This window comes from Pseudomonadales bacterium (assembly GCA_041395945.1).
Taxonomy (GTDB): domain Bacteria; phylum Pseudomonadota; class Gammaproteobacteria; order Pseudomonadales; family Azotimanducaceae; genus SZUA-309.
In genome coordinates this window covers 33,683-56,371 of the sequence record JAWKZN010000002.1, presented here as the reverse complement: position 1 = coordinate 56,371, position 22,689 = coordinate 33,683, and the positions used below count along the sequence as shown (strand labels likewise).

Below are 22,689 nucleotides of genomic sequence, written 5' to 3'. Positions count from 1 at the left end.
TGCACATCGAATCAGAAAACCGAATGATTTCACCCCGGTCGAGGTCTAAGGGAGCATGATGTACTCCCGACAGCCGATTCACGTCTCCTAGGGCCCGATCTTGCACCGCTACCTGTTCAGGACCGTGCTGGTGTTTCTCACCCTCGGCATGCTGCTCGCCGCGCTGTTTCAGGTGGCGGGTCGAATTCTGTTCAGTGTGCTCGACGATGTGGAGGCGGGTACGAATGACTGGCTGGCCGGCCAGCAGATTCAGCTCACCGGGCTGACCGGAGATTGGCGGCTGCTGAATCCCGTCGTGCGTGTGGAGCGCCTCACCCTGCCTGCCGGCCATCTTGAAAATCTCAGTATCGAGCTCGACTGGATAGAAAGCCTGATCCGCAATCGTCTGATTGCCCGGAGGGCGAGTGTTGCCGGGGGACGACTGGTCCTGGCCCGGACGGACAGCGGCTGGGGCCTGCTCGGTGCTCAGGGTGGCGGTGGTTTCGACCCTCTGGATACCCTCTATCACAGCGATGAGCTGGATCTCGCGGTGCATCTGGGATTCACCCGCAATGAGGATGCGGCGCTGGTGGCGGACGATATTTCGCTGCGATTCCAGGCGATCAATCGGGGTGGCGTTCACCGGCACCGTCTGCAGGCGAGCAATCTCGGCGGGGCGTGTGACCCGGGATGTTCGATGGAAATCGGTATCGATATCGAAGAACGGATTCCACTGGTCAGACCGCGTCGGGAACAGATGCGCAGCGACATCGAAGGATTCACAGTACCCCGGGTGGTCGTCGGCGCGGCCGATCTGCGAGTGGAAACCCTGGCTGCCAGATGGTGGCGCGAAGAGACCGAGTCTGGCGGTTCGCTCGATCTCCAGCTCGACCGGATCGAGTTGTCGCCGGAGCGTCAGCTCAGTGGGAGTCTCGTCGCGGTGAGTCGTGGTACCCGGGATCGACAGTTCGGAGAGATCCGGTCCCTGCAGCTGGTCGGCCCGCAGGGAAACTGGCAGGCACCCGCGGTGCTTTTCCAGTATGAGGATGCCGTTGCGCAGTTCTGGCTCGAAGCGCTCGATCTTGGTGCGGCCGCGGAATTTGCAGGTGCCCTGTTTGCGGAAGAGGCTGCACCGAGACGCTGGCTGGAAGCGCTCGGGCTGGAGGGCACCGCCAGGAACCTTCGTGGCTTCGTCCGACTGCCCGACTTCGAGACAGGGCTGGCGGCCACGGTCAGTGATATCAATCTCGACGGCTACAAAGGGGCGCCCTGGATCCGTGGTGGCGCGGGCGAACTCATCGGGTCGGGACACACCCTCGAACTGCGCCTTAAATCGGACAGTCTGGACCTGCAGTTCCCCGACACCTTTCACGAACGCTGGGCGCTGTCGGATCTGCAGGGTGTACTGCAGGCGTGGATCGGTGCGGAGTATTTCGCACTTCGCGGCATGAATTTTCGAGCCGAAACCCAGGGCAGTCGGGTATCAGCAGGATTCGGTCTGTCCCGCCCCGGGTCCCGCTTCGACGAAACACTCACCCTTGTTGTCAATGTGGATCACACGAGTGTGGAGCGCGCGAAGCACTTCATTCCCTACAAACTGCCGTCGGGGCTGCCGGAATGGCTCGAACAGGGCCCGCGTGCGGGTCAGTTGAGCGCCGTTGCCTTTGCCTACCATGGTCAGATTCACACCCGACCTTTTGAACTCGCCCGCCGGGTCGAGCTCTCCGCCCGGATAGACGACGGTGAGGTTCGTTACCACGCCGACTGGCCGGAAGTGACAGGCCTGGATGGCAAAATCGCGGTTGCAGGCCGCGAAGTCCGGATTGATGTCGAGGAGGGTTTCAACAGTGGTGGTGAGAATATTGCCAACAGTCGAATCGTGCTTGGAGACAACGCCTCCTACGCGGACATCGATCTGTCGTCACGGATGAACCTGGCCCAGGCGCTGGCTTTTGTACGCACCACGCCCCTGTCCCGGTGGATGGCCTTCATCACGCCCGGCTGGAGCGGGGAGGGAATGCTGGATATGCGGGGCCGGATGCACATTCCATTGAAACTCGATCAATCACACATCGGTGAGCTGGAGGTCGAAGATGAACTGGCCATCGATCTGGAGATCGATCTGGATGGCGTCGATCTCTCTCTCGCCGAATACCGGGTCGAACTTGGCGCACTGGAAGGGAATCTGCGCTACCGTTTTCCCCACAGGGTGGAAGGATCCGGGCTCAGCGGCAGGCTGTTCGAGCGACCGGCGACCTTTGCAGCCCAGGCGGACGAAGACACGGTCATATTCCGGGTTAATGGTCAGGCGGCGTACGAGGACATCCTCAGCACCCTGGACATGGCCGATCCCGGCAATCTTCGCGGTGGATTTGATTTTCAGGCCGATCTGTACATCGAACTCGGGGAGGATATCTCCCGCCTGAGGATTGAATCCGACCTCGCTGGACTGGCCATCAGCCTGCCCGGCGGTCTGGCAAAACGGGTGGATGATGCGGTGCCCGCGGAGATGGACGTCCGCTTTCTGGATGACTACCAGTCCCTGAGCTTCCGCTATGGACCTGCGGCAGGCTGGCTGCATGTCGACGCTACGCCGATGCGTGGTTCCATCGGGATTTCGGGGCCACCGCCGCTGGTCGACATGTCACGCAACGAGCTCGCAATCGGTGGTCATATAAAGGGATTCGCCATCGAGGAGGTGATCCCGGATTCTGCGGCCTCTGTGGAAGACGGTCAGCAGGGCGGGTCACGGTTGCCGATCGACCTGCGCCTGGTGGACCTGCAGGCCGAGCACATCGGGGTCGGCACTGTGCGGTTTCCCCACGCAAGACTCAACGGCAGGGTGGGCGCTGCCGATCTCCAGGTGGAGGTCGACAGCCCGGATCTCGTGGGGCGTGTGGCGATGACGGGTACAGACCCCGTGAATGTGCATCTGCAGTTGCTGCGGCTCCCTGGTGATGACGTGGCCGTCGAGGAGGGTAGTGAAACAGAAGATCCGCTTGATCCGGAGCTGATCCGGGAGCTTGCACGGGCCGATGTGCAGGTTGATTCCTTCCTGATCGGCGAACGTGACTATGGCACCTGGAGCTTCGGTCTGGTGCCGGATGCCCGGGGTCTTGCGATCACGGATCTGCGTGCCGTGTTGCGTGGTGTGAGCATTACGGCTGATCGCCTCTACTGGCAGGCGGAGCCCAACGAAACCCTGTTCGAAGGCTCGCTTGCGGCCGGTAATCTGGCCGAAGTGCTGCCGCTGTGGGGCTACGCACCCAGTCTGATCACGGAGCGCGCAGCGCTTACGGGCAAACTGAGCTGGCGTGGCTCCCCGGCGATGGTCGACCTGCCCCGGCTGGAGGGGCTGGCGAGCTTCAGTGCGGAGAATGGACGGTTTCTCGATGTTGAAGCTGGTGGTACCGGCGCGCTGCGCATTTTTTCCCTGATCAACTTCTCCACCATCGCCAAGCGCCTGAAACTCGATTTCTCCGATGTCAGCGGGGAGGGAGTGAGTTTTGATTCGCTGTCGGCGACGGCGCAGTTCGAAGACAACAGGATGAGCTTCGTGGAACCGCTGATGGTGCTCGGTTCAGGATCGAACTTCCGCATCGCCGGCGATATCGATCTGCAGACCCAGCAGTTGCGCAACGAGATGGTTGTGACCCTGCCGGTGTCCCGCAGTCTGCCCTGGTATGCGGCGTATATCGCCATCGCGAACCCGCTGGCAGGCCTCGGTGTGCTGGTGGGCGAGCGGGTCCTGCGCAAACCCCTGGAGCAGTTCTCCAGCGCCAAGTACCAGATATCGGGTACATTGCAGGACCCTGAACTCAAGTTTGTGGGGGTCTGGGACACCAGTATGGATCAGCCCCAGTCACCACATGAACCGCAACCGGAGATACCGGATCAGGAAGCTGAACAGCACGAACCCGGGGATGGCATCGAGGCACTCAAACTCGATCCCGGGAACCGCCAGCTCACGGAAACTACTGAGAGTCACACCGGATGAATGTACAGCTGCAGGAGGCGCAATCGAAATTGTGGCGCCCGGGTGGAATCGGCCAGCAGGATGTGGATCTGCTGCTGGGCAGACTCATGGCGAAGGACGTGGATCTTGGCGAACTCTTTTTCCAGTACCTGCGTCAGGAGAGCTGGGCCCTTGAAGACGGCATCGTCAAGGAGGGTGGGTTCAGCGTGGATCAGGGAGTCGGCGTACGGGCAGTTGCTGGAGAGAAAACCGGTTTCGCCTATGCGGAAGATCTGCAGCTGGACGCCCTGCGTGCGGCGACCGAAGCCGCGCGCTCGATTTCCCGGGCGAGTCAGCAGGGCAGGATCAGGATACCGTCGATGTCCGATGTTGTGGCGCGTTATGCACCCGCTGATCCCATTCACTCCCTCGACGACGCGGACAAGGTTGCTCTGCTGGAGCGCATGGATCGAACCGCACGGGGGATAGATAACCGGGTGCGAGAGGTCAATGTCCGCGTCTCCGCCAGCCAGGAGTCTCTTCTGGTGGTGGCGACCGACGGCACCCTGGCAGCGGATGTGAGACCGCTCGTGCGTCTGGATGTTTCAGTTATTGTGGAACAGAACGGTCGACGGGAGCGGGGATCGGCCGGGGCTGGTGGCCGCTATGATCTGCACACGCTGTGCGGCGACGACCTGCCCGATGACCTGGCGCGGGAAGCCGTGCGCTCGGCTATCCTCAACCTGGATGCGGGGGATGCACCAGCAGGACCGATGACGGTTGTGCTGGGCCCGGGCTGGCCGGGTGTGCTGCTCCATGAGGCGGTCGGCCATGGACTGGAAGGAGACTTCAATCGCAAGGGGTCATCGGCCTTCGCAAACCGGATCGGCGAGCAGGTGGCGTCGCCGCTGTGCACCGTGGTGGACGATGGCACCCTCGATCGGCGTCGTGGTTCTCTGACGATCGACGATGAAGGGACGCCCACCCGACCCACGGTGCTGATCGAAAATGGTGTACTGCGGGGCTACATGCAGGACAAGCTGAACTCCCGACTCATGGGTGTGCGGCCCACGGGCAACGGGCGGCGTCAGTCCTACGCGCATCTGCCCATGCCGCGGATGACGAATACATTCATGCAGGCTGGAAGCTCTGATCCGGCAGAAATCATCGCCAGTGTGGAGAAGGGAATTTTCGCGGTGAACTTCGGTGGTGGTCAGGTCGATATTACCTCGGGTCGCTTCGTCTTTTCTGCGACCGAGGCTTATCTGATAGAGAAAGGAAAAGTGACACGGCCCATCCGGGGCGCCACGCTGATCGGCAACGGTCCCGAGGTCATGACCCGGATCTCCATGGTCGGCAACGACCTGGCACTCGATCGTGGGGTGGGGGTATGCGGTAAAGACGGGCAGTCGGTTCCGGTAGGCGTAGGTCAGCCGACCCTGAAAATCGATGAAGTCGTGGTTGGGGGTACTCAGGCGGCCTGAGGAACCTCTGCATAAGTTTCAACGCCTCAGTGTGTCGTACCGGCGTTCTGGCATTCCCGTCCCCAGGAACGCGCCTGAGGCTGCTAGGTCGGGACTTCGAATTCCCGAAGGATGCGGAACAGTGCTCTGGAGGCGCCACGACGCTGTGGATCCTGCGGGGACCTGGCAACCTTCTGCAGTGCATGGCGCAGCCGCTGCCGGTCCGCATCGGGATGAGAATCGAGGTACTCTGTCAGTACCGCAGGATCTGCGACCAGCCGGTCCCGCCAGATTTCGACCTGATGCAGCTGGTAACGGGCACTGGCGGATTCTCCATGCAGGGTCTCGAGCGCGGCTTCAATGGGCGCGGTGTCGTAGTCGCGCATCAGCGCGCCGATGTACTGCAGCTGGCGGCGCTTTGCTTCCCGGGAAGTAATGCGCTGATGGAGGGCGATTGCGTCGGCCAGCCGGGCGGGAAGATCGAGACCAGCGAGGGCACCGGGATTGAGTTCGGTCAGCCGGGCGCCAAGTTTCTGCAGTGCGAGAGCCTGCCGTTTGCGCTCGGATTTTGATGTTTCCGGGGACCGCTCCGTGCGGGTGTCCGATTCCTGGTTTTCGGCTTCGTCTGTCATGGCGCGAGCCTACCGAATGTCTGAATGAGTTGAAACGGGTTGCAGTAAACGGGTGAATGTCCGCATGGCTTACGAAATGCTTGATCTGAGAACACGGGAAGAAGACCTGAAGAACCGGGTTGCAGATATTCTTGCCGAAGCGCGCAGCGTGGGGGCAAGTGCAGCAGAAGTCTCGGTGAGTGAAGACGTTGGCCTGGGCGTCAGTGTGCGGATGGGTGAGCTCGAGAACATCGAGTTCAACCATGACAGGGGATTCGGAATCACGCTCTACATGGGGCGTCGCAAAGGCGCTGCCAGCACCTCCGACAGCAGTCCTGCAGCGATACGGGAGACCGTAGCCGCTGCAGCGAAGATCGCGCGATACACCCAGGAAGATTCCTGCGCAGGGCTGGCTGATGCGGATCTGATGCCGCGGACACTGCCTGAGCTGGATCTCTACCATCCCTGGGAACTCGATCCTGCGGCGGCCGAAGCGCTTGCGCGAACCTGTGAAGCGGCCGGTCTCGCCCATGATGGCAGGATCGGCAATTCAGATGGCGCGGAAGTGAGCTCCCAGAGACTGTGCCGCGTTTACGGCAATTCACATGGATTTATCGGCAGCTATCTGGCAACCCGTCACTCGATGAGCTGTGTGCTGATCGCGCGAGACGGCAAGGGCATGCAGAGGGACTACTGGTACACCGTGGCCCGGAATGCGGCGGGGATGGAAACCGCAGCCGAAGTCGGCCTGCATGCCGCCCGACGCACCGTCGCCAGGCTGTCGCCGAGGAAGGTACCCACAGGTACGTTTCCCGTGCTGTTCAATCCTCAGATGGCGAGCGGTCTTGTCGGACATCTGCTGGGTGCGATAAGCGGCGGAGCCCTGTATCGGCACGCTTCGTTTCTGCCCGACTCACTGGGTACTGCGGTTGCAGCCGACCATCTGACTCTGGCGGAAGAACCCCATCTGCCGGGCCAGATCGGCAGTGCCGGCTTCGACGGCGATGGGGTTGCTACCCGGGCGAAGAATTTCATCGAAGATGGGGTAGTTGCGAACTACGTGCTGTCGAGCTATTCGGGACGCAAACTGGGCATGCCGACAACGGGCAATGCGGGCGGTGTCTTCAACCTCACGATGCGTGGTCGAACCGTTGCGGAAGCGGAACTGCTGCGCGAGCTTGGGACCGGACTGCTTGTCACGGATCTCATGGGTCAGGGCGTGAACCCGGTTACCGGCGACTATTCCAGGGGTGCGGCAGGATTCTGGGTGGAAAACGGCCAGCTGGCCTTTCCCGTCGATGAAATCACCATCGCCGCAAACCTCAAATCCATGCTCAAAGACATCGTCTGTGTGGGAGATGATGTGGATATGCGGGGCAATATCCGCACACCATCGGTGCTGGTGGGCCGGATGACGATTGCAGGAAACTGAAAATCCGTTCCAGGCCACTGGAAAAACTGCAATCGCCGTTTTCAGGCCACGGGCTCCCGCTCTGATCAGCCGTAGGCCCAGGCGGCCAGCCCGAGAAAAGTGAAAAATCCGGTCACATCAGTGACCGTGGTGAGAACCACACCACCGGCGATCGCAGGGTCGATCCGCATTGCGGTCAGAATCCCCGGCAGCAGGCTGCCGGCGACGGCGGCAACGATCAGGTTGACCATCATCGCCGCTGCGATAACTCCACCCAGCACCGGATCCTGAAATACCAGAGCGGCCGCGGCGGCGACCAGTCCCGCCATGAGCAGGCCATTCACGACTGCGACCACGAATTCCCGGTTGAGCAGATAAAAGAGGTTCGCGCGACCAATCTGACCGGTGGCCATGCCGCGTACCACCAGGGTGAGCGTCTGGGTGCCGGCGATTCCGCCCATGCTGGCGACGATGGGCATCAGAACCGCGAGCGCGACAACCTTGGCGATGGTCTCTTCGAAGATATTGATCACCGCAGAGGCAAGGAAGGCGGTGAGCAGGTTGATGGTGAGCCACATAGCCCGGCGCCGTGCGGCCTTGAAGATCGGGGCAAAGGTATCGTCTTCGATGTCCAGGCCGGCAGGCGCGAGCATCGCTTCCTCGGCATCTTCGATGATCACATCGACCACGTCATCGATAGTGATCCGGCCGATGACTTTACCGTCTTCGTCCACCACCGGAGCGGACACCAGATCGAGGTCGGAAAAGATTTTTGCGACTTCAGTGTCCGGCATATCGTGGCGGATTGCCTGAGCATCTGAATCCATGATTTCCCGCACGATGACGGACGGATCTGAGGTCAGCAGTTTGGATAAGGGCAGAATGCCCACGTACTCACCCCGTTCATTGGTGACGATCAGGGTGTCTGTCGTGTGTGGAAGTTCCTTGTGCAGTCGCAGATAGCGCAGCACGATTTCCACTGAGTGCCGGGGCCGGACGGTAATGGTCTCGGTGTCCATGAGACCACCGGCTGTGTCGTCAGGATAGGACAGCACCGCCTCAAGCCGGGAGCGATCGCTGGCATCCAGAGAGGCCAGGACCTGCGCAGTGAGAGTTTCCGGCAGCTGCTGGAGAATGTCCGCAAAGTCATCGACGTCCAGCTCATCCGCCGCGGCGATGAGCTGCTCTGCATCCATTCCCTCGAGGAACTCCGCCCTGACATCGTCGTGCAGATGCTGCAGTACCTGACCGGCGTCTTCCTCGTCCAGCAGTTCCCAGAGCACGCGACGGACCTTGGGAGGAGAGGATTCGAGGAGTGAGGCAACTTCGGTCGGCCACAGGGATTCCAGCAGGAACCGTGTTTCATCGATTCCGCCGCTGCCCTGCTGGCGGATGATCTCCCGGAGCTGATCTTGCAATTCCATCGAAGGCTGCTCGGCTGGTGGCGCAGGCGGCGAGCAGCGTACCAGAACAGAAGAACGCCGGTAGGGGGGTCTGAAAGCGCTGGATCCGTCGCGGACCCGGCAGACCGTTTCAGTCGAGTTCGCCGAAACCGTCGTTGATCAGATCACGCAGCGCGGCGAATGCCACCTCATCATCCGCGCCTTCGACCTGTAAGCGGACTTCGCTGCCCATGGGTGCCGCAAGCAGCATCACTGCCATGATGCTCTTACCGTCCACGGTTTCCTCCCCTTTCGCCAGGGAGACCTTGCTGCCGAAGGTTTTTGCCAGGTTGACGAACCTGCCGGCGGCCCGGGCATGCAGGCCGAGACGGTTGACAATGGTCAGTGTGGCTTCATGCATCAGCTTCGCAACTCACGGTGGCGTACGAGCACACTGTTCTTTCTGCCGGTGAAGTGCTTCCCGAGTTTTTCGACCATGTAGACGCTGCGGTGCTGACCTCCCGTGCAGCCGATGGCAATCGTGATGTAGGCACGATTGTCCTCTTCGAATCTTGGTATCCAGCGTTCCAGAAAACCGGCGATGTCCCGGTACATGTCACCCACCGCAGGCTGCGCTTCGAGAAAGCTGATAACGGGCGCATCCATCCCCGTTTGCGGGCGCAGATCGGGTTCCCAGTAAGGGTTGGGCAGACAGCGAAGATCGAAAACCAGGTCGGCGTCCACCGGGACACCGAATTTGAAGCCGAAGGAGCGGAAGAGTACGGAAATGCCGTGGTCGTTGTTCTGGGCGATCCGGCTCCGGATCAGTTCCACCAGTTCACTGCCTCGCATGAGTGTGGTATCGATACTCAGGTCGGCCAGGTCGACAATCTGGCGCAGAACGGAGGCTTCAGATTCTATGGCCTGGAGCAGGTCGGTATGATCGTTGGTCAAGGGATGTCGGCGACGGGTCTCGCTGAATCGCTTTACCAGTGTGCCGGTCAGCGCATCCAGAAATATGATCTGAAAACTGATGCGTTTGCGGTCGATCGACGCGGCGAAGTCCCCAAAGGTGTCGAGATGCTGGCTGCGGGAGTCGATGCAGACAGCGTAGTGGCCATCCGCGCGCGCAGGGTCAGCCAGCGTATCCTCGACCAGAGACGGCAGGAGTTTGACCGGAAAGTTATCGATGCTGTTGAAACCGGCGTCCTCCAGCGCGCGCAGCGCGGTGGACTTCCCGGACCCGCTTCTGCCGCTGATGATGACCAGTTTCATGCCGCCTGACTGCTGAACAGGCCGACTATGCGGTCGTACAGCGCTGCATCGGTCTCGGCGCTGCGAAGGGCGGCTCTATTCTCCGGATTGTTGAAGAGTCTGGCCAGAGCGGCCAGCAGATCGAGATGTGCGTTGGTTTCTTCTGGCGGCACGACGATGACGAAGAGAATGTCCACGGGCTGCCCGTCTGCAGCATCGTAGTCCACCGGAGTGTCGAGTTTCAGGCAGGCGGCGAGAATACCGGGACACGGCAGCCGGCAGTGGGGAATTGCGATGCCCTCTCCGAGGCCCGTGCTGCCGAGGCGCTCCCGGGTCATCAGTTCATCGAAAAGGGTGCGCGCGGAGAGGTCCGGATGGCAGGCTGCAAGGACATCGCTCGCGTATTCGAGTGAGCGCTTGCGCGAGTTGGCTTCGACCGATGCCCGGGTGCATCTGGGGTCAAGAATGCTGTGTATGTCGATCATGGTGTATCAATGACTGATCGGCTGGCGATCAGCGTCCGTGAAAACGGTTCTGATTTTTTTCCTTGTGTTTGAGAATCTGACGATCGAGTTTGTCTGCCAGTTTGTCTATGGCGGCGTAGAGATCTTCCGAGTCGGCATCCGCAAAAACCTCCGCGCCGCTGACATGAACGGTGGCTTCTGCTTTCTGGATCAGCTTCTCGACGCTCAGGATCACATGTGCATTTGTTATATGGTCATAGTGGCGCTCGAGTTTGGCCATTTTTTCCTCAACGTAGGATTTCAGAGCGTCGGTGACGTCGATATGATGACCGGAAATGCTCAACTGCATAAGTCGTCTCCTCTAATTACATTGGGATTGCTGGTTGGATAGCGGCGGACTGCAGCCGGGTGACTGGGCTGATCAAACAAGACGTTTGCGTTCGTTGGACGGGGGAATGGCCATGGACTCCCGGTACTTGGCAACAGTTCTTCTGGCGACCTGTATGTTCTGATCAGCGAGTATTGCCGCGATTTTGTTGTCGCTCAACGGTTTCTTCGGATTCTCATCAGATGTAAGCTTCTTGATTAATGCGCGGATGGCGGTGCTGGAAACTTCGCCCCCGGTAGGGGTGGAAACGTGACTCGAGAAGAAGTACTTGAGTTCGAAGATCCCACGCGGTGTGTGCATGTACTTATGGCTGGTAACGCGGGAGATGGTGGATTCGTGCATCTCCACGATGTCGGCAATGTCGTTGAGAACCAGCGGTTTCATCGCTTCTTCACCATAGTCCAGAAACCCCCTCTGGTGCTCGACGATCTTCGTTGCGACCTTCAGCAGGGTTTCATGACGGCTCTGCAGACTCTTCAGAAACCATCGGGCTTCCTGCAGGTTATTTTTCAGGTAGGTGTTGTCGGCACTGTTGTCGGCTCGGCGGACCATGGATGCGTAGGTTTCGTTGATCCGGATTCGAGGGGTCGCCTCTGCGTTGAGTTCGACAATCCAGCGATCGTTCACCTTCCGCACGATCACGTCCGGAACAATATACTCCGGTTCGGGCGCCGAAATACTCGAACCCGGTCTGGGATTCAGTGACTGGATCAGGGCAACTACCTGTGCCAGGTCCTCCTCCGAAAGACGGGATTTGCGCTTCAGTGCATTGAAGTCCCGTGCCGCAAGCAGGCTCAGATGCTCGACAACCAGGGACAGCGCCTCCGCCTTCCAGGGCGTCGATTCGGGCAACTGCCGGAGCTGGAGTGCCAGACACTCGGGCAGATCGCGGGCGGCCACACCGGTAGGGTCGAACTGCTGAATCCGTTTAAGGACTGCTTCGACCTCGTCTATCTCAACGTCCGGGAGTGAAGGATCACTGTCCTCGGGAGCCTCCACCGCCGCCTCGTCTGTATTCGGAATTGTGGCAGCTGAATTGAGGCTCTCTGCAATTTCCCCTGTACTGAGTGTGAGCATGCCGTCGCCGTCGATTGCATCGATGATGGCTGTCGCGATGAGGCGATCCAGGTCACTCATGGGAGTCAGATTCAGCTGCCAGAGGAGATGGTCCTGCAGGGACTCGGAACTGGAGCCGTTTTCGGCGAAATTCCAGTCCTCGTCTCCTGACGAGCCGACTCCTGACGAAGCGGTCGAGCTGGTGTTCGGATAGACCTCGTCCCAGCTGGTATCTACCGGCAGTTCTTCCGGAATGCTGCTGTCGTCGTCCACTCCGGCCAGCTCCGGCGTGGCCTCCAGGTCGTCATCGCTCGAGACTTTGCTGTTAGCGTCTGTCGCGCCGGAGGGCTCCTCATCGGCATTTCCATCCGGCAGAGGGTCATCTTCTTCGAGCTCGAGCATCGGGTTGATTTCGAGGGTTTCCTGAATCTCCTGCTGAAGGTCGAGACTGGAAAGCTGCAGGAGGCGGATCGCCTGCTGCAGTTGCGGTGTCATCGTCAACTGCTGACCGAGTTTTAACGACAGCGTCTGTTTCATTGGCGGTCAGTGACTGTGTACCGGAAAGAACGCGTTCATCTCAGGTATCCCCACTACAACCTGAAACCCGCGCCAAGGTACACGTCCCGTACCTGGGTATTCGCAAGTATTTCCTCAGGCACGCCATCGGCGATGATGTGCCCTCCGCTGACAATGTACGCACGGTCGCATATGTCGAGTGTATCGCGCACATTGTGGTCGGTGATCAGAACACCGATACCGCGGCCGGCAAGATCACGGATTTCTTTTTTGATGTCTGTGACCGAGATCGGGTCGACGCCTGCGAAGGGTTCGTCCAGGAGCATGAAGGCGGGTTCACTGGCAAGTGCGCGGGCGATTTCCAGGCGCCGTCGCTCGCCGCCTGAAAGCCTCTCCCCGAGTGATTTCCGCACGCCCTGCAGGTGAAATTCATTGAGCAGCTGTTCAAGGATTTCCGCACGGCGGGTTCGATTCAGGTCGGCGCGCAGCTCGAGGATCGCTTTCAGGTTGTCCTGGGTGCTCAACTTCCTGAACACGCTGGCTTCCTGGGGCAGGTAGCCGATTCCGGCGCGGGCACGCTGGTGCATGGGAGCGTTGGTGAGCCTGCGATCGTCGAGCAGGATGTCTCCGGCGTCCGCCTGGAGCAGGCCGACGATCATGTAGAAACAGGTGGTTTTACCCGCCCCATTGGGACCCAGAAGGCCGACGATTTCCCCGCTGGACACTTCGAGACTGACACTCTCCACTGCCACTTTACTGCGGTACTGTTTACGCAAAGCGCGAGCCTGCAGTCGTGCCATGCTCCGCTATCCTTCCGAGTCAGGAGTCAGTGAATTTTCCTGTGGGGTGAGCGTCTCCGGAGGGGCAGAGGTACGTCTGGCAGGCTGCAGAACCATCTTTATCGGGTCGCTTCCGCTGGCCGATGCGTCCACTTTTCCCGCGACGATATCGTACTGGATGAGGTCGCCGGTGAGCGTATTGCCCTGCTGCTCGAGGCTGGCATTGCCACGCAGGTCGATCCGTTCATCTTTCGTGTGATACACGATGGTGCTCGCATCTGCCTTCACCAGATCGTCGTCGGTTTCGAGTTGCTGACGGTAGTGAGCGGGAGTACCGGTGGCAATGATGCGTACCACTTTCTGCGCCTCATATTCGATGGTCATTTCGTCTGCGGTGACCAGCAGCGTACCCTGATTGACCTGAACCGAGCCGCGATAAACCACCTGCTCAGCCTGCTGGTCCACTTCGGCACTGTCCGCCCTGATATGGATCGGCTGGTCGGCGTCTTCAGGCAGTGCATGCGCGGTGCCTGCGCCGGTGGTGGCCATGAGCACGAACAGGCCCACGATTGAGCGGCAGCGGAGTGTTCTGTTGTGCACGGATACCAATCGGTTACTTGAACTGATCGGGCAGCAGGATCGTGTGAACCCGGTGTGTGGCATCAGAAGTGAGCTCGAGATTTCCCTGTTGAAGATCGCCGTTGAGACCCCCCGCCTGGGTGCGGCCAAGGTCGCTGTCGATCATAACATCTTGGTCCGTCGTGGCGTATCGACTGTCGGGATAGACGGTCAGTGATGTGGTGCCCAGGCTCAAAAAGCCGCCGTTGCCGGTCTGTTGCTGCATGCGGACGTTGTCACGCAGAAACACCTGCTCCTCGGACGCGTCAGTTGATCCCTGTCTGGGTCGGATGAATCCCCGTTCCGCGGTGATCCGCCAGGGTGGATGAGGTTCCCGGTAAAGGATCAGGTCGGGCTCGGTCAGTCGGGTGGCTCTCTGGCTGTCGAAGTGTCGGATCTGGCGGGCAGACAGGCGATACTTCATCGATCCACCGGCAGCGTACTGGGAGATCACCGCATCCTCGATATGCAGATCCGGCTCCCCGGCGACAGATACAGGTACTTCGGGCAGTTCTTCGGGTTCGCCCAGGGGTTCGAACAGCAGCAGAGCGCCGAGACCGCATGCGAGAGCCGTGAACAGCCACAGGATACGCCGGTTGCGGTATGAATGGTCGGCGGACGGCATCAGGCGTAAGGCCACTCATCCCGCGCTCGCAAGAACAGTTCCGCAATTTCACTGACTGCACCCTCACCACCTGGCGTGCGGGTAACGTAGTGGGCACGCGCCTGAACTGCGCTGTGCCCGTTCATAACACTGATCGCGCAGCCGACATGATCGAAAAGGGGAAGATCGGGCAGATCGTCGCCCACGTGTGCAAGGTTGTCTCGCGTCAGTCCGAGCCGGCTGGCCAGTGCGAGCAGTGCAGGCACTTTGTCGTCGAGACCCTGGTGAATGTGCCTGATGCCCAGTTCCCGGGCGCGACGCTCGACCATCGGGGAGCTTCTGCCCGTGAGAATTGCCAGATCGAACCCGGAGTTGATCAGAAGCTTGAGCGCGGAACCGTCGCGCACATGGAAGGATTTGGTTTCCGAGCCGTCGTCTGTGTAGGTGATACGACCGTCGGTCAGCACCCCATCGACGTCGAAGCTGATCAACCTGAGCGGCTGGAGCCTCGCTTTGAGGCTGGCGGGTATGTCCATGCGCTCAGGCCTGCTGGAAGAGCATGGTGTTGTAGCCGATCCAGGCGAACAGGATGATCGCCCCTTCAAATCGAGTGATAACAGGGCGTGAGCCGATGGCATAGGCAAACAGTGCCAGCAGCAGGGTCAGGGCGAGCATCGTCCCGCCATCTCTCCAGAGGGCCACATTTTCGATATCGATGCCGCCGAAGAGTCCGGGTACTGCCAGTACCGCGAGGATGTTGAGGATGTTGGAGCCCACGACATTGCCGATAGCGATGTCCGAATGGCCCTTTATAGCGGAGCCGATTGTGGCGGCCAGTTCCGGCAGACTGGTTCCGACCGCAACTATCGTGAGACCGACGATCAGCTCGCTCACCCCCAGCTGGGTGGCAATGTTGGCAGCGGCCCAGACCAGCAGGCGCGCGCTGGCCAGCAGCACGATCAGGCCAACGATAAGCCACAGCAGGGCCTGCCTGCGATTCATCTGCGGCAGATCTTCGAGTTCTTCGTGAATACTCGTGGAGACATCTTCCGCCTGATGCTGATTGACAACCAGTCGCCAGAGAATCAGGGCAAGACCACCAAGGAGAATCAGACCATCGATGACCGAAAGCTCGAGATCAAACAGCAGAATCAGGGCAAGGAAAGTTGCGCCCAGGAGCCAGGGCAACTCGGCCCTGAGAACATTCTGGGAAAAGGGCAGGGGGGCAATCATCGCTGTCACGCCGAGTACCAGGCCGATGTTCGCGATATTTGAGCCGATGGCATTGCCCACTGCGATCAGGGCGTTGCCTTCTATGGACGCAGCGACGGATACGAGTATCTCGGGTGCGGAGGTGCCCAGTGCCACCACGGTCAGACCGATGAGCAATCTTGACATGCCCATGTGGTCCGCCGTGCTGGCAGCGCCGGACAGGAATTTGTCCGCACTCCAGACCAGAGTGATGAATCCGACAATCAGCGCCAGTACATATAGCCACATGTTCCGGGTCTGTTCTAACTGTCAATTGAGTAGATCAAGGCACCACTCTAGGGAGACTCCGACTAAGTATCAATGTCTCTGCGCAGCCGCCGCGGGGGGCATCTCAGACGCCCCTGTAATCCGGCTTCCGTCGGCGCGGAGTGTGGCGTCATCGGTGGTATAGTTGCGCGCTTGTCAGCCGACCCCCGAACATGTTGCGTCCAGTTTCAGAATCGCCAAGCCAGAACCCGGATACCCTCAGGCCCCGGGAAAACCTCATCGAAATCCGGGAGCTGAGTTTCAGACGCGGCGACCGGGTGATTTTCGACCAGCTGTCGATGGAGGTACCCAGAGGTCAGGTGACGGCAATCATGGGTCCCAGCGGCACGGGTAAGACCACGCTGCTGCGGATTATCGGCGGACAGGTCAAGCCCGATTCGGGTCAGGTGCTGGTGAAAGGCCATGATGTCTGCACACTCAGTCGCGCCGACCTTTTCGAGCTCCGCAAAGACATGGGCATGCTGTTTCAGTCGTCAGCCCTGTTCACCGATATCAGTGTTTTCGAGAATGTGGCTTTTCCTATCCGCGAGCACACCCGGCTCGCGGAGGACACCATACGTGATCTGGTGCTGATGAAACTCAACGCGGTGGGCCTGCGGGGTGCTCGCGATCTGATGCCAAACCAGCTGTCCGGAGGTATGGCGCGACGGGTTGCTCTCGCACGCGCGATCGCACTGGATCCCAGTCTGCTGATGTATGACGAACCCTTCACAGGTCAGGATCCCATCACCATGGGTGTAGTGCTGTCGCTGATCGATAAACTCAATACTGCGCTGGAGGCCACCAGTCTGCTGGTGTCTCACGACATTCACGAAACCACGATCATCGCTGACCAGATCTACATTCTGTCGGACGGCAAGGTGGTTGGCCGGGGTTCACCTGAGGAGCTGCGTGAGGAAGGTTCGGAATGGGTACAGCAGTTCATGTCGGGCTCCCCGGAGGGTCCTGTACCCTTCCACTACCCGGCGGACAACCTCCTTTATGACATGCTCGGAGATGCCGCATCGTGATCGCGTTTCTGAGGCATCTCGGGTCCCTGGCGCTTGAACGGGTCGCCAGCATCGGCAGAGCTTCCATCATGTGGGCCATCGCTTCCTGGGGTATCCCCGGAAAAGCGGAGTGGGTGCTGATTCTGCGGCAGATCTACAACGTGGGGGTGCTGTCCCTGGTCATCATCGTGCTTTCCGCGTTCTCGATTGGCGCTGTCATTGCCCTGCAGTTCTACACTCAACTCGCCCGCTTTGGTGCCCAGGAGGCGGTCGGACTGGGGCTGGCCGTAGTGCTCCTGCGGGAACTCGGTCCGGTGGTGACCGCCCTGCTTTTCGCCGGCCGGGCAGGATCCGCGATGACGGCCGAAATCGGCCTGATGAAATCCACCGAGCAGCTCTCCAGCATGGAAATGATGGGTGTCGACCCCCTGCGCCGGATCATTGCCCCCCGGCTGTGGGCAGGTCTGATCAGCCTGCCGCTGCTGACCGCACTGTTCAATGTGGTAGCGATATACGGCGGGGTAGTGGTATCCATCGAATGGCTGGGCACCGATGCGGGCGGATTCTGGGGTGGCATGCAGGAATCCGTGAAGATCTGGGAAGATCTGGGCAAGGGCATGGTCAAGAGCGTTATCTTTGCCGCCGTTGTGACCTGGGTAGCGGTTTTTCAGGGATATGATGCGGAACCAACTGCAGAGGGAATCGGTCTGGCTACCACCAGGACCGTGGTGATCTCGTCGGTCATGGTTCTGGCGATGGACTTCATTCTTACATTGAGCATGTACGGAGATTTTTGACGATGCGACTGCGAACGGTGGAGATCAGCGTGGGTGCATTCGTGCTGGCTGGTGCGCTGGCTCTGATTTTTCTGGCGGTGAAGGTCAGCGGGGTCAGTCTCGTTACTGAGAAAGGCTCCTACATCGTCAAGGCCCGGTTCGACGATGTCGCCGGTCTGAGACCCCGGGCCAAGGTCAGTATGGCGGGTGTGACCATCGGACGGATTGCCGACATTGTGGTCGATATGCAGTACGGCGAGGCCATTGTGAGCATGGAAATCGATGGCGCGCCGGGTCGGCTGTCTGCGGATACAGGAGCTCAGATCTTTACAGAGGGTATTCTTGGTGCCCGGTATGTGTCGCTGGCACCGGGGGCTGACGAAGAGACCCTCGGAGACGGTGATTTCATCACTGACACACAGGGAGCACTTGTGCTTGAGAAGCTGGTTGGAGATCTGGTCACGAGACTTGGAGCATCGGAATGAAGCGTCTGACAATCAGGATCATAACCGGCGCCTTCCTGCTGCTGTCCTGCACAGCTCAGGTACTTGCAAACCTTAATCCTGCTGAGGAGGCGGTGCAGAAGACCACGGTGGATATGCTGGCTCTGATCGAGGAGGCGAAGAGCTACGTCGACGTCGATCGAGAAAGATTCTTCGCCGAAGTGGAGGATCTGCTTACACCTGCGGTGGATTTCGAGCGGTTCGCGCGCAGCGTGATGGCCGTCCACTACAGAAAAGCCACGGCCGAACAGCGCGTCCGTTTTGCAGACAGTTTCAAGAAGACTCTGGTGCGTACCTATGCGGTTGCGCTGACCGAATTCGATGACGGCGAGGTTGTCATAGTGCCGTCGAACCGGCCTCCGTCAAAACCGGACCAGGCGAACGTGAAGCAGGAAATCAGGCTGGCTGGTGGAGACGTCTATCCGGTGATCTACTCCATGGCGAGAACGGGCGATGGGACCTGGCTGATGCGCAACATCATTGTTAACGGTGTCAACATGGGGCTCACCTACCGCAATCAGTTTGCCAGTGCAGCTTCAGACTCGAAGTACGGTGGCGATATGGACAGAATCATCGATGGCTGGATCGAGTCGGTGGGTCAGGTAGCCGTCACCGAAGTTGCGGCCACTGAAGCGAGCGTAGATTGAGCGAGGACCCTTTCATGATGCCTGCGCGGGTATCGTTCGACAGCTTCCTGTCGATTCGTGAATCCGGAGAGCAGTATATCGACTCCGCGAAGTCAGGCGTGTTCGATCTGCGCGGTCTCAAAGACAGCAATTCCGCGGCAGTCGCTCTGCTCCTGGCCTGGTTCCGGTACGCTCACCATCTCGGTAAATCGATAGACTTTGCCGGTACGCCTCAGTCGCTTCGCAATCTTATAGAAGTCATGGAGCTCGATGAAATCCTCCCTCTGCAGGACTCGCTCTGAACGATGCAAGATGAAATTACTTCTGCGATTCTCACCGCTTTCCCTGATGCTCGGGTCGAGGTCGAACTGGATGGAAACCGGGCCCTGATCACGGTTGTAAGTGGCGGCTTCGCGCCTATGAACAGAGTGCAGAAACAGCAGGCCGTATACGGCTGTATCGAACAGTATCTGCAGGATGGCCGACTGCATGCCGTGACTATCCGGGCGCTGACACCAGATCAGGTTGCCTGACCGTGGACAAGCTCCTCATCACAGGCGGCCGCCGGCTTGACGGAAACCTGCGCATTTCCGGTGCTAAAAACTCCGCGTTGAAAATACTTGCCGCGACACTGCTCACTGAAGAGTCCTGTCTGATCGGCAACGTGCCCCATCTCCACGATGTCACCACCATGATTGAGCTGCTCGGCTGTCTCGGCGCAGGTGTGGTGGTTGATGACAAGATGAGGGTTGAAGTGACCGCGGCGGAACTGACATCCGTGCGCGCGCCTTACGAACTCGTCAAGACCATGCGCGCGTCTTTCGTGGTGCTGGGCCCTCTGCTGGCTCGCTTCGGCCGTGCGGAAGTCTCTCTGCCTGGGGGTTGTGCGATCGGAGCACGTCCGGTCGATCAGCATCTCAAGGGGCTCGCTGCCCTGGGCGCTGAAATCGAAGTGGTGGATGGCTATGTCCGTGCGCGGGTCGATGGGCGTCTGCGCGGGACGGACATCCGCTTTGATCTGGTCACGGTGGGCGGGACGGAAAATATTCTGATGGCCGCGTGCCTGGCAGAAGGCACGACGACGATTTCGAATGCGGCGCGGGAGCCCGAGATCGCGGACCTGGCGAATTTTCTGAATGCTGCAGGTGCACGCATCAGCGGGCAGGGTACCTCGACCATAGTCGTGGAAGGCGTAGATCGATTGAGCGGATGCGAGTACCGGGTGATGCCGGATCGGGTAGAGGCGGGCACCTATCTTATAGCGGCAGCTGCAACCCGTGGCCGGGTGAGACTCAATGGCACCGCGCCGGAAACGCTGGATGCAGTACTTGAGAAACTTCGGGAAGCGGGAGCCAGCCTCAGGATCGATGGTCACTCGATCGAGCTGGACATGGAAGGTCGAAGACCGACCGCGGTGGACATCGAAACTTCCCCTTACCCCGGTTTTCCGACCGATATGCAGGCGCAGTTCCTCGCCATGAACGCCATTGCGGACGGTGACAGCAGAATCCACGAAACCGTGTTCGAAAACCGCTTCATGCACGTGCAGGAAATCAACCGCCTGGGTGCCCGGATCGAAATTGAGAGCGCCTCGACCGCACGCATTCATGGTGTGGAAAAACTCAAGGCTGCGCCGGTCATGGCCACGGACCTGAGGGCATCGTTCAGTCTCGTAGTGGCGGCGCTCGTTGCCGAGGGGACCACGCTGATAGATCGTATCTACCATATAGACCGGGGCTACGAAACCATCGAAGAAAAACTGCAGCAGCTTGGCGCCGACGTGCGCAGGGTCCGCTAGGTTTACCGGGATATGGGACTTACCATTGCATTGAACAGAGGGCGGATTCTCGAGGAGTGTCTGCCACTTCTCAAGCGCGCAGGTGTCGAGCCCGGGGAAGATGTGAGCAGCAGCCGCAAGCTCATTTTCGAAAGTGCCTGCGGAGCGCATCGGCTGGTGATCATGCGGGGGTCAGATGTGCCAACTTACGTCGAATATGGCGCTGCCGATGTCGGAATCACCGGGAAAGACACCCTCATGGAGTACGGCAGCGGTGCCCGCTTCTATGAGCGGCTCGATCTTGGTATAGGTCGCTGCCGCCTGATGACGGCTGCACCACCCGGAGTAGATCTGAGTCGCGGTTCTCTGCGCGTAGCCACCAAGTTTGTCAACGTGACCCGCCGCTACTTCGAATCCCGCGGTCAGCAGGCGGCAATCATTCCGCTTTCGGGTGCTATGGAGATCGCTCCGCTGATGGATCTGGCCGACTGTATCGTCGACATCGTAGACACGGGAAACACGCTGAAGGCCAACGGACTGGTTGCACAGGACACGATTGCCGAGATCAGCACCCGCCTGATCGTGAATCGGGCTTCGATGAAGACGCGTTTCGACACGGTGCAGGCACTGATCGACAGTCTGCGCGCTGTGCTGGCCCCCCCGGCGTGAAAGACAGTCTCGAGCTGGCTCGCCTCGATACCCGCAGTGCGGATTTCGAAGCACGGTTTGGCGCATTGCTGGCGCGGGACCTCGGCGAGGACAGTGCCGCTGAGCGCGGCGCCCGGGACATCATCGCGGCAGTGCGCTCAGGCGGTGATGCCGCCGTGCTGGAATTCACCGCGCGATTCGATGGTGTTCAGGTACCGTCGCTGAAGGATCTGTATCTGGACAGGGACGATTTCGCCGCGGCATTCGCCCGGGTCGGCAGGGAAGAGCGGCACGCGCTGTCGACGGCAGCCGGGCGGATCAGTGAATACCACGGCCATCAGCAGGGAGCCGACTGGTCCTACACCGACGCCGCAGGGAATCGCCTGGGTCAGCGGATCAGCCCGCTGGATCGGGTGGGACTGTATGTGCCGGGCGGTCAGGCAGCCTATCCTTCCACTGTGCTCATGACGGCGATCCCGGCGAAAACAGCCGGGGTCCCCGCCCTGCTGATGACTGTCCCCACACCGGGTGGGCGGCGCAATGATCTGGTGCTCGCCGCGGCTCACCTGGCCGGTGTCGACGGGGCATTCTGTATTGGTGGTGCCCAGGCTATTGCCGCGCTGGCCTATGGCACGGAATCCGTTGAACGGGTCGATAAGATCGTCGGTCCCGGTGGTGCCTATGTGGCTGCTGCGAAACGCCAGGTTTATGGCGCGGTCGGCATAGATCTGATTGCGGGTCCCAGTGAAGTACTGGTCATCGCGGATGCCAACGCCCCCGCACAGTGGCTGGCCTGGGACCTGTTTTCCCAGGCCGAGCACGACGCCGCTGCCCAGGCACTGCTGCTCAGCCCGGATGCCGATCTGCTCGACTCGGTGGAGAGTGCCATGCGGCAGCTGCTGGCTTCCCAGCCACGGCGGGACGTCATTGCGCGATCGCTGGCGGATCGTGGCGCACTCATACTGACCAGGGATATCTCAGAAGCACTCGTGCTGGCCAATCGAGTTGCCCCGGAGCATCTGCAGCTGTGTGTGGATGATCCGGAGAGTCTGCTGCCCCGGGTACGCCATGCGGGAGCCATTTTCCTGGGTGCCCACTCGCCCGAGGTGATGGGCGACTATGCTGCGGGTCCCAGCCACGTGCTGCCTACGGCTGGCACGGCACGTTTTTCATCTCCGCTGGGTGTATATGATTTTCAGAAACGCAGTTCGGTCATACATCTTTCTGCGACGGGCGCTCAGAGTCTGGCCCGGGTGTCCGCAGTACTCGCCACCGGCGAGGGGCTCCATGCTCATGCGGGTTCGGCTGCGGCGAGAATCTCAGGTTTCGATCACAACCAATCCGAATAGGA

At 60.1% G+C, this 22,689-nt stretch carries 24 protein-coding genes; 12 read left to right on the top strand and 12 right to left on the bottom strand.

Annotated features, from left to right (window positions below; genetic code table 11):
* Positions 1–100: 100 nt before the first annotated feature.
* Complete coding sequence (locus R3E82_17045; protein ID MEZ5552592.1) at positions 101–3,976, top strand: AsmA-like C-terminal region-containing protein; 3,876 nt, start codon at positions 101–103, stop codon at positions 3,974–3,976.
* Positions 3,973–5,418, top strand: coding sequence for a metalloprotease TldD (gene tldD, locus R3E82_17040; GenBank protein MEZ5552591.1), 1,446 nt, complete (start codon positions 3,973–3,975; stop codon positions 5,416–5,418). The genes R3E82_17045 and tldD overlap by 4 nt, the downstream gene beginning before the upstream one ends.
* 83 nt (positions 5,419–5,501) lie before the next feature.
* Here tldD and yjgA read toward each other — a convergent pair whose 3' ends face one another.
* Entirely contained in the window at positions 5,502–6,029 is a 528-nt protein-coding gene (gene yjgA, locus R3E82_17035) for a ribosome biogenesis factor YjgA (GenBank protein MEZ5552590.1), read from the bottom strand.
* 64 nt (positions 6,030–6,093) lie between these two features.
* Here yjgA and pmbA point away from each other — a divergent pair, with 64 nt between their 5' ends.
* Positions 6,094–7,440: a metalloprotease PmbA gene (gene pmbA, locus R3E82_17030; protein MEZ5552589.1), complete on the top strand. Its 1,347-nt coding sequence runs from the start codon at positions 6,094–6,096 to the stop codon at positions 7,438–7,440.
* A 65-nt stretch (positions 7,441–7,505) separates the two neighbouring features.
* On the opposite strand, the gene mgtE is transcribed toward pmbA, so the two are convergent.
* The 11 genes from mgtE to R3E82_16975 form a co-directional block, all read right to left on the bottom strand.
* Positions 7,506–8,843 carry a magnesium transporter gene (mgtE, locus tag R3E82_17025; GenBank protein ID MEZ5552588.1) on the bottom strand — a complete coding sequence of 446 codons (1,338 nt, stop codon included), beginning with the start codon at positions 8,841–8,843 and terminating at the stop codon, positions 7,506–7,508.
* A gap of 109 nt (positions 8,844–8,952) precedes the next feature.
* A complete protein-coding gene (locus R3E82_17020) occupies positions 8,953–9,222 on the bottom strand; it encodes an HPr family phosphocarrier protein (GenBank protein ID MEZ5552587.1) in 270 nt (89 codons plus the stop codon).
* A complete protein-coding gene (rapZ, locus tag R3E82_17015; protein ID MEZ5552586.1) occupies positions 9,222–10,076 on the bottom strand; it encodes an RNase adapter RapZ in 855 nt (284 codons plus the stop codon). Before rapZ ends, R3E82_17020 begins: the two co-directional genes overlap by 1 nt.
* The gene (locus R3E82_17010) at positions 10,073–10,540 is read right to left on the bottom strand and encodes a PTS sugar transporter subunit IIA (protein ID MEZ5552585.1); all 468 of its coding nucleotides are present in this window, start codon (positions 10,538–10,540) and stop codon (positions 10,073–10,075) included. Before R3E82_17010 ends, rapZ begins: the two co-directional genes overlap by 4 nt.
* Positions 10,541–10,568: 28 nt before the next feature.
* Complete coding sequence (gene raiA, locus R3E82_17005; GenBank protein MEZ5552584.1) at positions 10,569–10,868, bottom strand: ribosome-associated translation inhibitor RaiA; 300 nt, start codon at positions 10,866–10,868, stop codon at positions 10,569–10,571.
* Between the two features lie 72 nt (positions 10,869–10,940).
* Positions 10,941–12,500: an RNA polymerase factor sigma-54 gene (locus R3E82_17000; GenBank protein MEZ5552583.1), complete on the bottom strand. Its 1,560-nt coding sequence runs from the start codon at positions 12,498–12,500 to the stop codon at positions 10,941–10,943.
* Between the two features lie 53 nt (positions 12,501–12,553).
* Positions 12,554–13,279, bottom strand: coding sequence for an LPS export ABC transporter ATP-binding protein (gene lptB, locus R3E82_16995; protein MEZ5552582.1), 726 nt, complete (start codon positions 13,277–13,279; stop codon positions 12,554–12,556).
* 6 nt (positions 13,280–13,285) lie between these two features.
* On the bottom strand, positions 13,286–13,858 hold the full coding sequence (gene lptA / locus R3E82_16990) for a lipopolysaccharide transport periplasmic protein LptA (GenBank protein ID MEZ5552581.1): 573 nt from the start codon (positions 13,856–13,858) through the stop codon (positions 13,286–13,288).
* Between the two features lie 13 nt (positions 13,859–13,871).
* On the bottom strand, positions 13,872–14,501 hold the full coding sequence (gene lptC, locus R3E82_16985; GenBank protein ID MEZ5552580.1) for an LPS export ABC transporter periplasmic protein LptC: 630 nt from the start codon (positions 14,499–14,501) through the stop codon (positions 13,872–13,874).
* Positions 14,501–15,016: an HAD hydrolase family protein gene (locus R3E82_16980; GenBank protein ID MEZ5552579.1), complete on the bottom strand. Its 516-nt coding sequence runs from the start codon at positions 15,014–15,016 to the stop codon at positions 14,501–14,503. The genes lptC and R3E82_16980 overlap by 1 nt, the downstream gene beginning before the upstream one ends.
* A 4-nt stretch (positions 15,017–15,020) precedes the next feature.
* Positions 15,021–15,980 (bottom strand): calcium/sodium antiporter, encoded by a 960-nt coding sequence (locus R3E82_16975; protein ID MEZ5552578.1) that lies wholly within the window; start codon positions 15,978–15,980, stop codon positions 15,021–15,023.
* Between the two features lie 191 nt (positions 15,981–16,171).
* Here R3E82_16975 and R3E82_16970 point away from each other — a divergent pair, with 191 nt between their 5' ends.
* Genes R3E82_16970 through hisD form a run of 9 tightly spaced genes read left to right on the top strand, consistent with a single transcriptional unit; the run spans position 16,172 to position 22,687 of the window.
* Positions 16,172–17,029, top strand: a complete 858-nt coding sequence (locus R3E82_16970; protein MEZ5552577.1) for an ABC transporter ATP-binding protein — start codon at positions 16,172–16,174, stop codon at positions 17,027–17,029.
* On the top strand, positions 17,026–17,805 hold the full coding sequence (mlaE, locus tag R3E82_16965; protein ID MEZ5552576.1) for a lipid asymmetry maintenance ABC transporter permease subunit MlaE: 780 nt from the start codon (positions 17,026–17,028) through the stop codon (positions 17,803–17,805). The genes R3E82_16970 and mlaE overlap by 4 nt, the downstream gene beginning before the upstream one ends.
* 2 nt (positions 17,806–17,807) lie before the next feature.
* Positions 17,808–18,269, top strand: a complete 462-nt coding sequence (gene mlaD / locus R3E82_16960) for an outer membrane lipid asymmetry maintenance protein MlaD (protein ID MEZ5552575.1) — start codon at positions 17,808–17,810, stop codon at positions 18,267–18,269.
* Entirely contained in the window at positions 18,266–18,934 is a 669-nt protein-coding gene (locus tag R3E82_16955) for an ABC transporter substrate-binding protein (protein MEZ5552574.1), read from the top strand. Before mlaD ends, R3E82_16955 begins: the two co-directional genes overlap by 4 nt.
* Positions 18,931–19,215, top strand: coding sequence for an STAS domain-containing protein (locus tag R3E82_16950; protein MEZ5552573.1), 285 nt, complete (start codon positions 18,931–18,933; stop codon positions 19,213–19,215). The genes R3E82_16955 and R3E82_16950 overlap by 4 nt, the downstream gene beginning before the upstream one ends.
* 3 nt (positions 19,216–19,218) lie before the next feature.
* Entirely contained in the window at positions 19,219–19,446 is a 228-nt protein-coding gene (locus R3E82_16945) for a BolA/IbaG family iron-sulfur metabolism protein (protein MEZ5552572.1), read from the top strand.
* Between the two features lie 2 nt (positions 19,447–19,448).
* Positions 19,449–20,711 (top strand): UDP-N-acetylglucosamine 1-carboxyvinyltransferase, encoded by a 1,263-nt coding sequence (gene murA, locus R3E82_16940; protein MEZ5552571.1) that lies wholly within the window; start codon positions 19,449–19,451, stop codon positions 20,709–20,711.
* 12 nt (positions 20,712–20,723) lie between these two features.
* On the top strand, positions 20,724–21,359 hold the full coding sequence (gene hisG / locus R3E82_16935; GenBank protein ID MEZ5552570.1) for an ATP phosphoribosyltransferase: 636 nt from the start codon (positions 20,724–20,726) through the stop codon (positions 21,357–21,359).
* Complete coding sequence (hisD, locus tag R3E82_16930; protein MEZ5552569.1) at positions 21,356–22,687, top strand: histidinol dehydrogenase; 1,332 nt, start codon at positions 21,356–21,358, stop codon at positions 22,685–22,687. The genes hisG and hisD overlap by 4 nt, the downstream gene beginning before the upstream one ends.
* Positions 22,688–22,689: the final 2 nt, after the last annotated feature.

Coding starts and splice junctions, on each gene's coding strand:
- tldD (MEZ5552591.1), top strand. CDS start 3,973: ATGAATGTACAGCTGCAGGAGGCGCAATCGAAATTGTGGCGCCCGGGT.
- yjgA (MEZ5552590.1), bottom strand. CDS start 6,029: ATGACAGACGAAGCCGAAAACCAGGAATCGGACACCCGCACGGAGCGG.
- pmbA (MEZ5552589.1), top strand. CDS start 6,094: ATGGCTTACGAAATGCTTGATCTGAGAACACGGGAAGAAGACCTGAAG.
- mgtE (MEZ5552588.1), bottom strand. CDS start 8,843: ATGGAATTGCAAGATCAGCTCCGGGAGATCATCCGCCAGCAGGGCAGC.
- R3E82_17020 (MEZ5552587.1), bottom strand. CDS start 9,222: ATGCATGAAGCCACACTGACCATTGTCAACCGTCTCGGCCTGCATGCC.
- rapZ (MEZ5552586.1), bottom strand. CDS start 10,076: ATGAAACTGGTCATCATCAGCGGCAGAAGCGGGTCCGGGAAGTCCACC.
- R3E82_17010 (MEZ5552585.1), bottom strand. CDS start 10,540: ATGATCGACATACACAGCATTCTTGACCCCAGATGCACCCGGGCATCG.
- raiA (MEZ5552584.1), bottom strand. CDS start 10,868: ATGCAGTTGAGCATTTCCGGTCATCATATCGACGTCACCGACGCTCTG.
- R3E82_17000 (MEZ5552583.1), bottom strand. CDS start 12,500: ATGAAACAGACGCTGTCGTTAAAACTCGGTCAGCAGTTGACGATGACA.
- lptB (MEZ5552582.1), bottom strand. CDS start 13,279: ATGGCACGACTGCAGGCTCGCGCTTTGCGTAAACAGTACCGCAGTAAA.
- lptC (MEZ5552580.1), bottom strand. CDS start 14,501: ATGCCGTCCGCCGACCATTCATACCGCAACCGGCGTATCCTGTGGCTG.
- R3E82_16980 (MEZ5552579.1), bottom strand. CDS start 15,016: ATGGACATACCCGCCAGCCTCAAAGCGAGGCTCCAGCCGCTCAGGTTG.
- R3E82_16975 (MEZ5552578.1), bottom strand. CDS start 15,980: ATGTGGCTATATGTACTGGCGCTGATTGTCGGATTCATCACTCTGGTC.
- R3E82_16970 (MEZ5552577.1), top strand. CDS start 16,172: ATGTTGCGTCCAGTTTCAGAATCGCCAAGCCAGAACCCGGATACCCTC.
- mlaD (MEZ5552575.1), top strand. CDS start 17,808: ATGCGACTGCGAACGGTGGAGATCAGCGTGGGTGCATTCGTGCTGGCT.
- R3E82_16955 (MEZ5552574.1), top strand. CDS start 18,266: ATGAAGCGTCTGACAATCAGGATCATAACCGGCGCCTTCCTGCTGCTG.
- R3E82_16945 (MEZ5552572.1), top strand. CDS start 19,219: ATGCAAGATGAAATTACTTCTGCGATTCTCACCGCTTTCCCTGATGCT.
- hisG (MEZ5552570.1), top strand. CDS start 20,724: ATGGGACTTACCATTGCATTGAACAGAGGGCGGATTCTCGAGGAGTGT.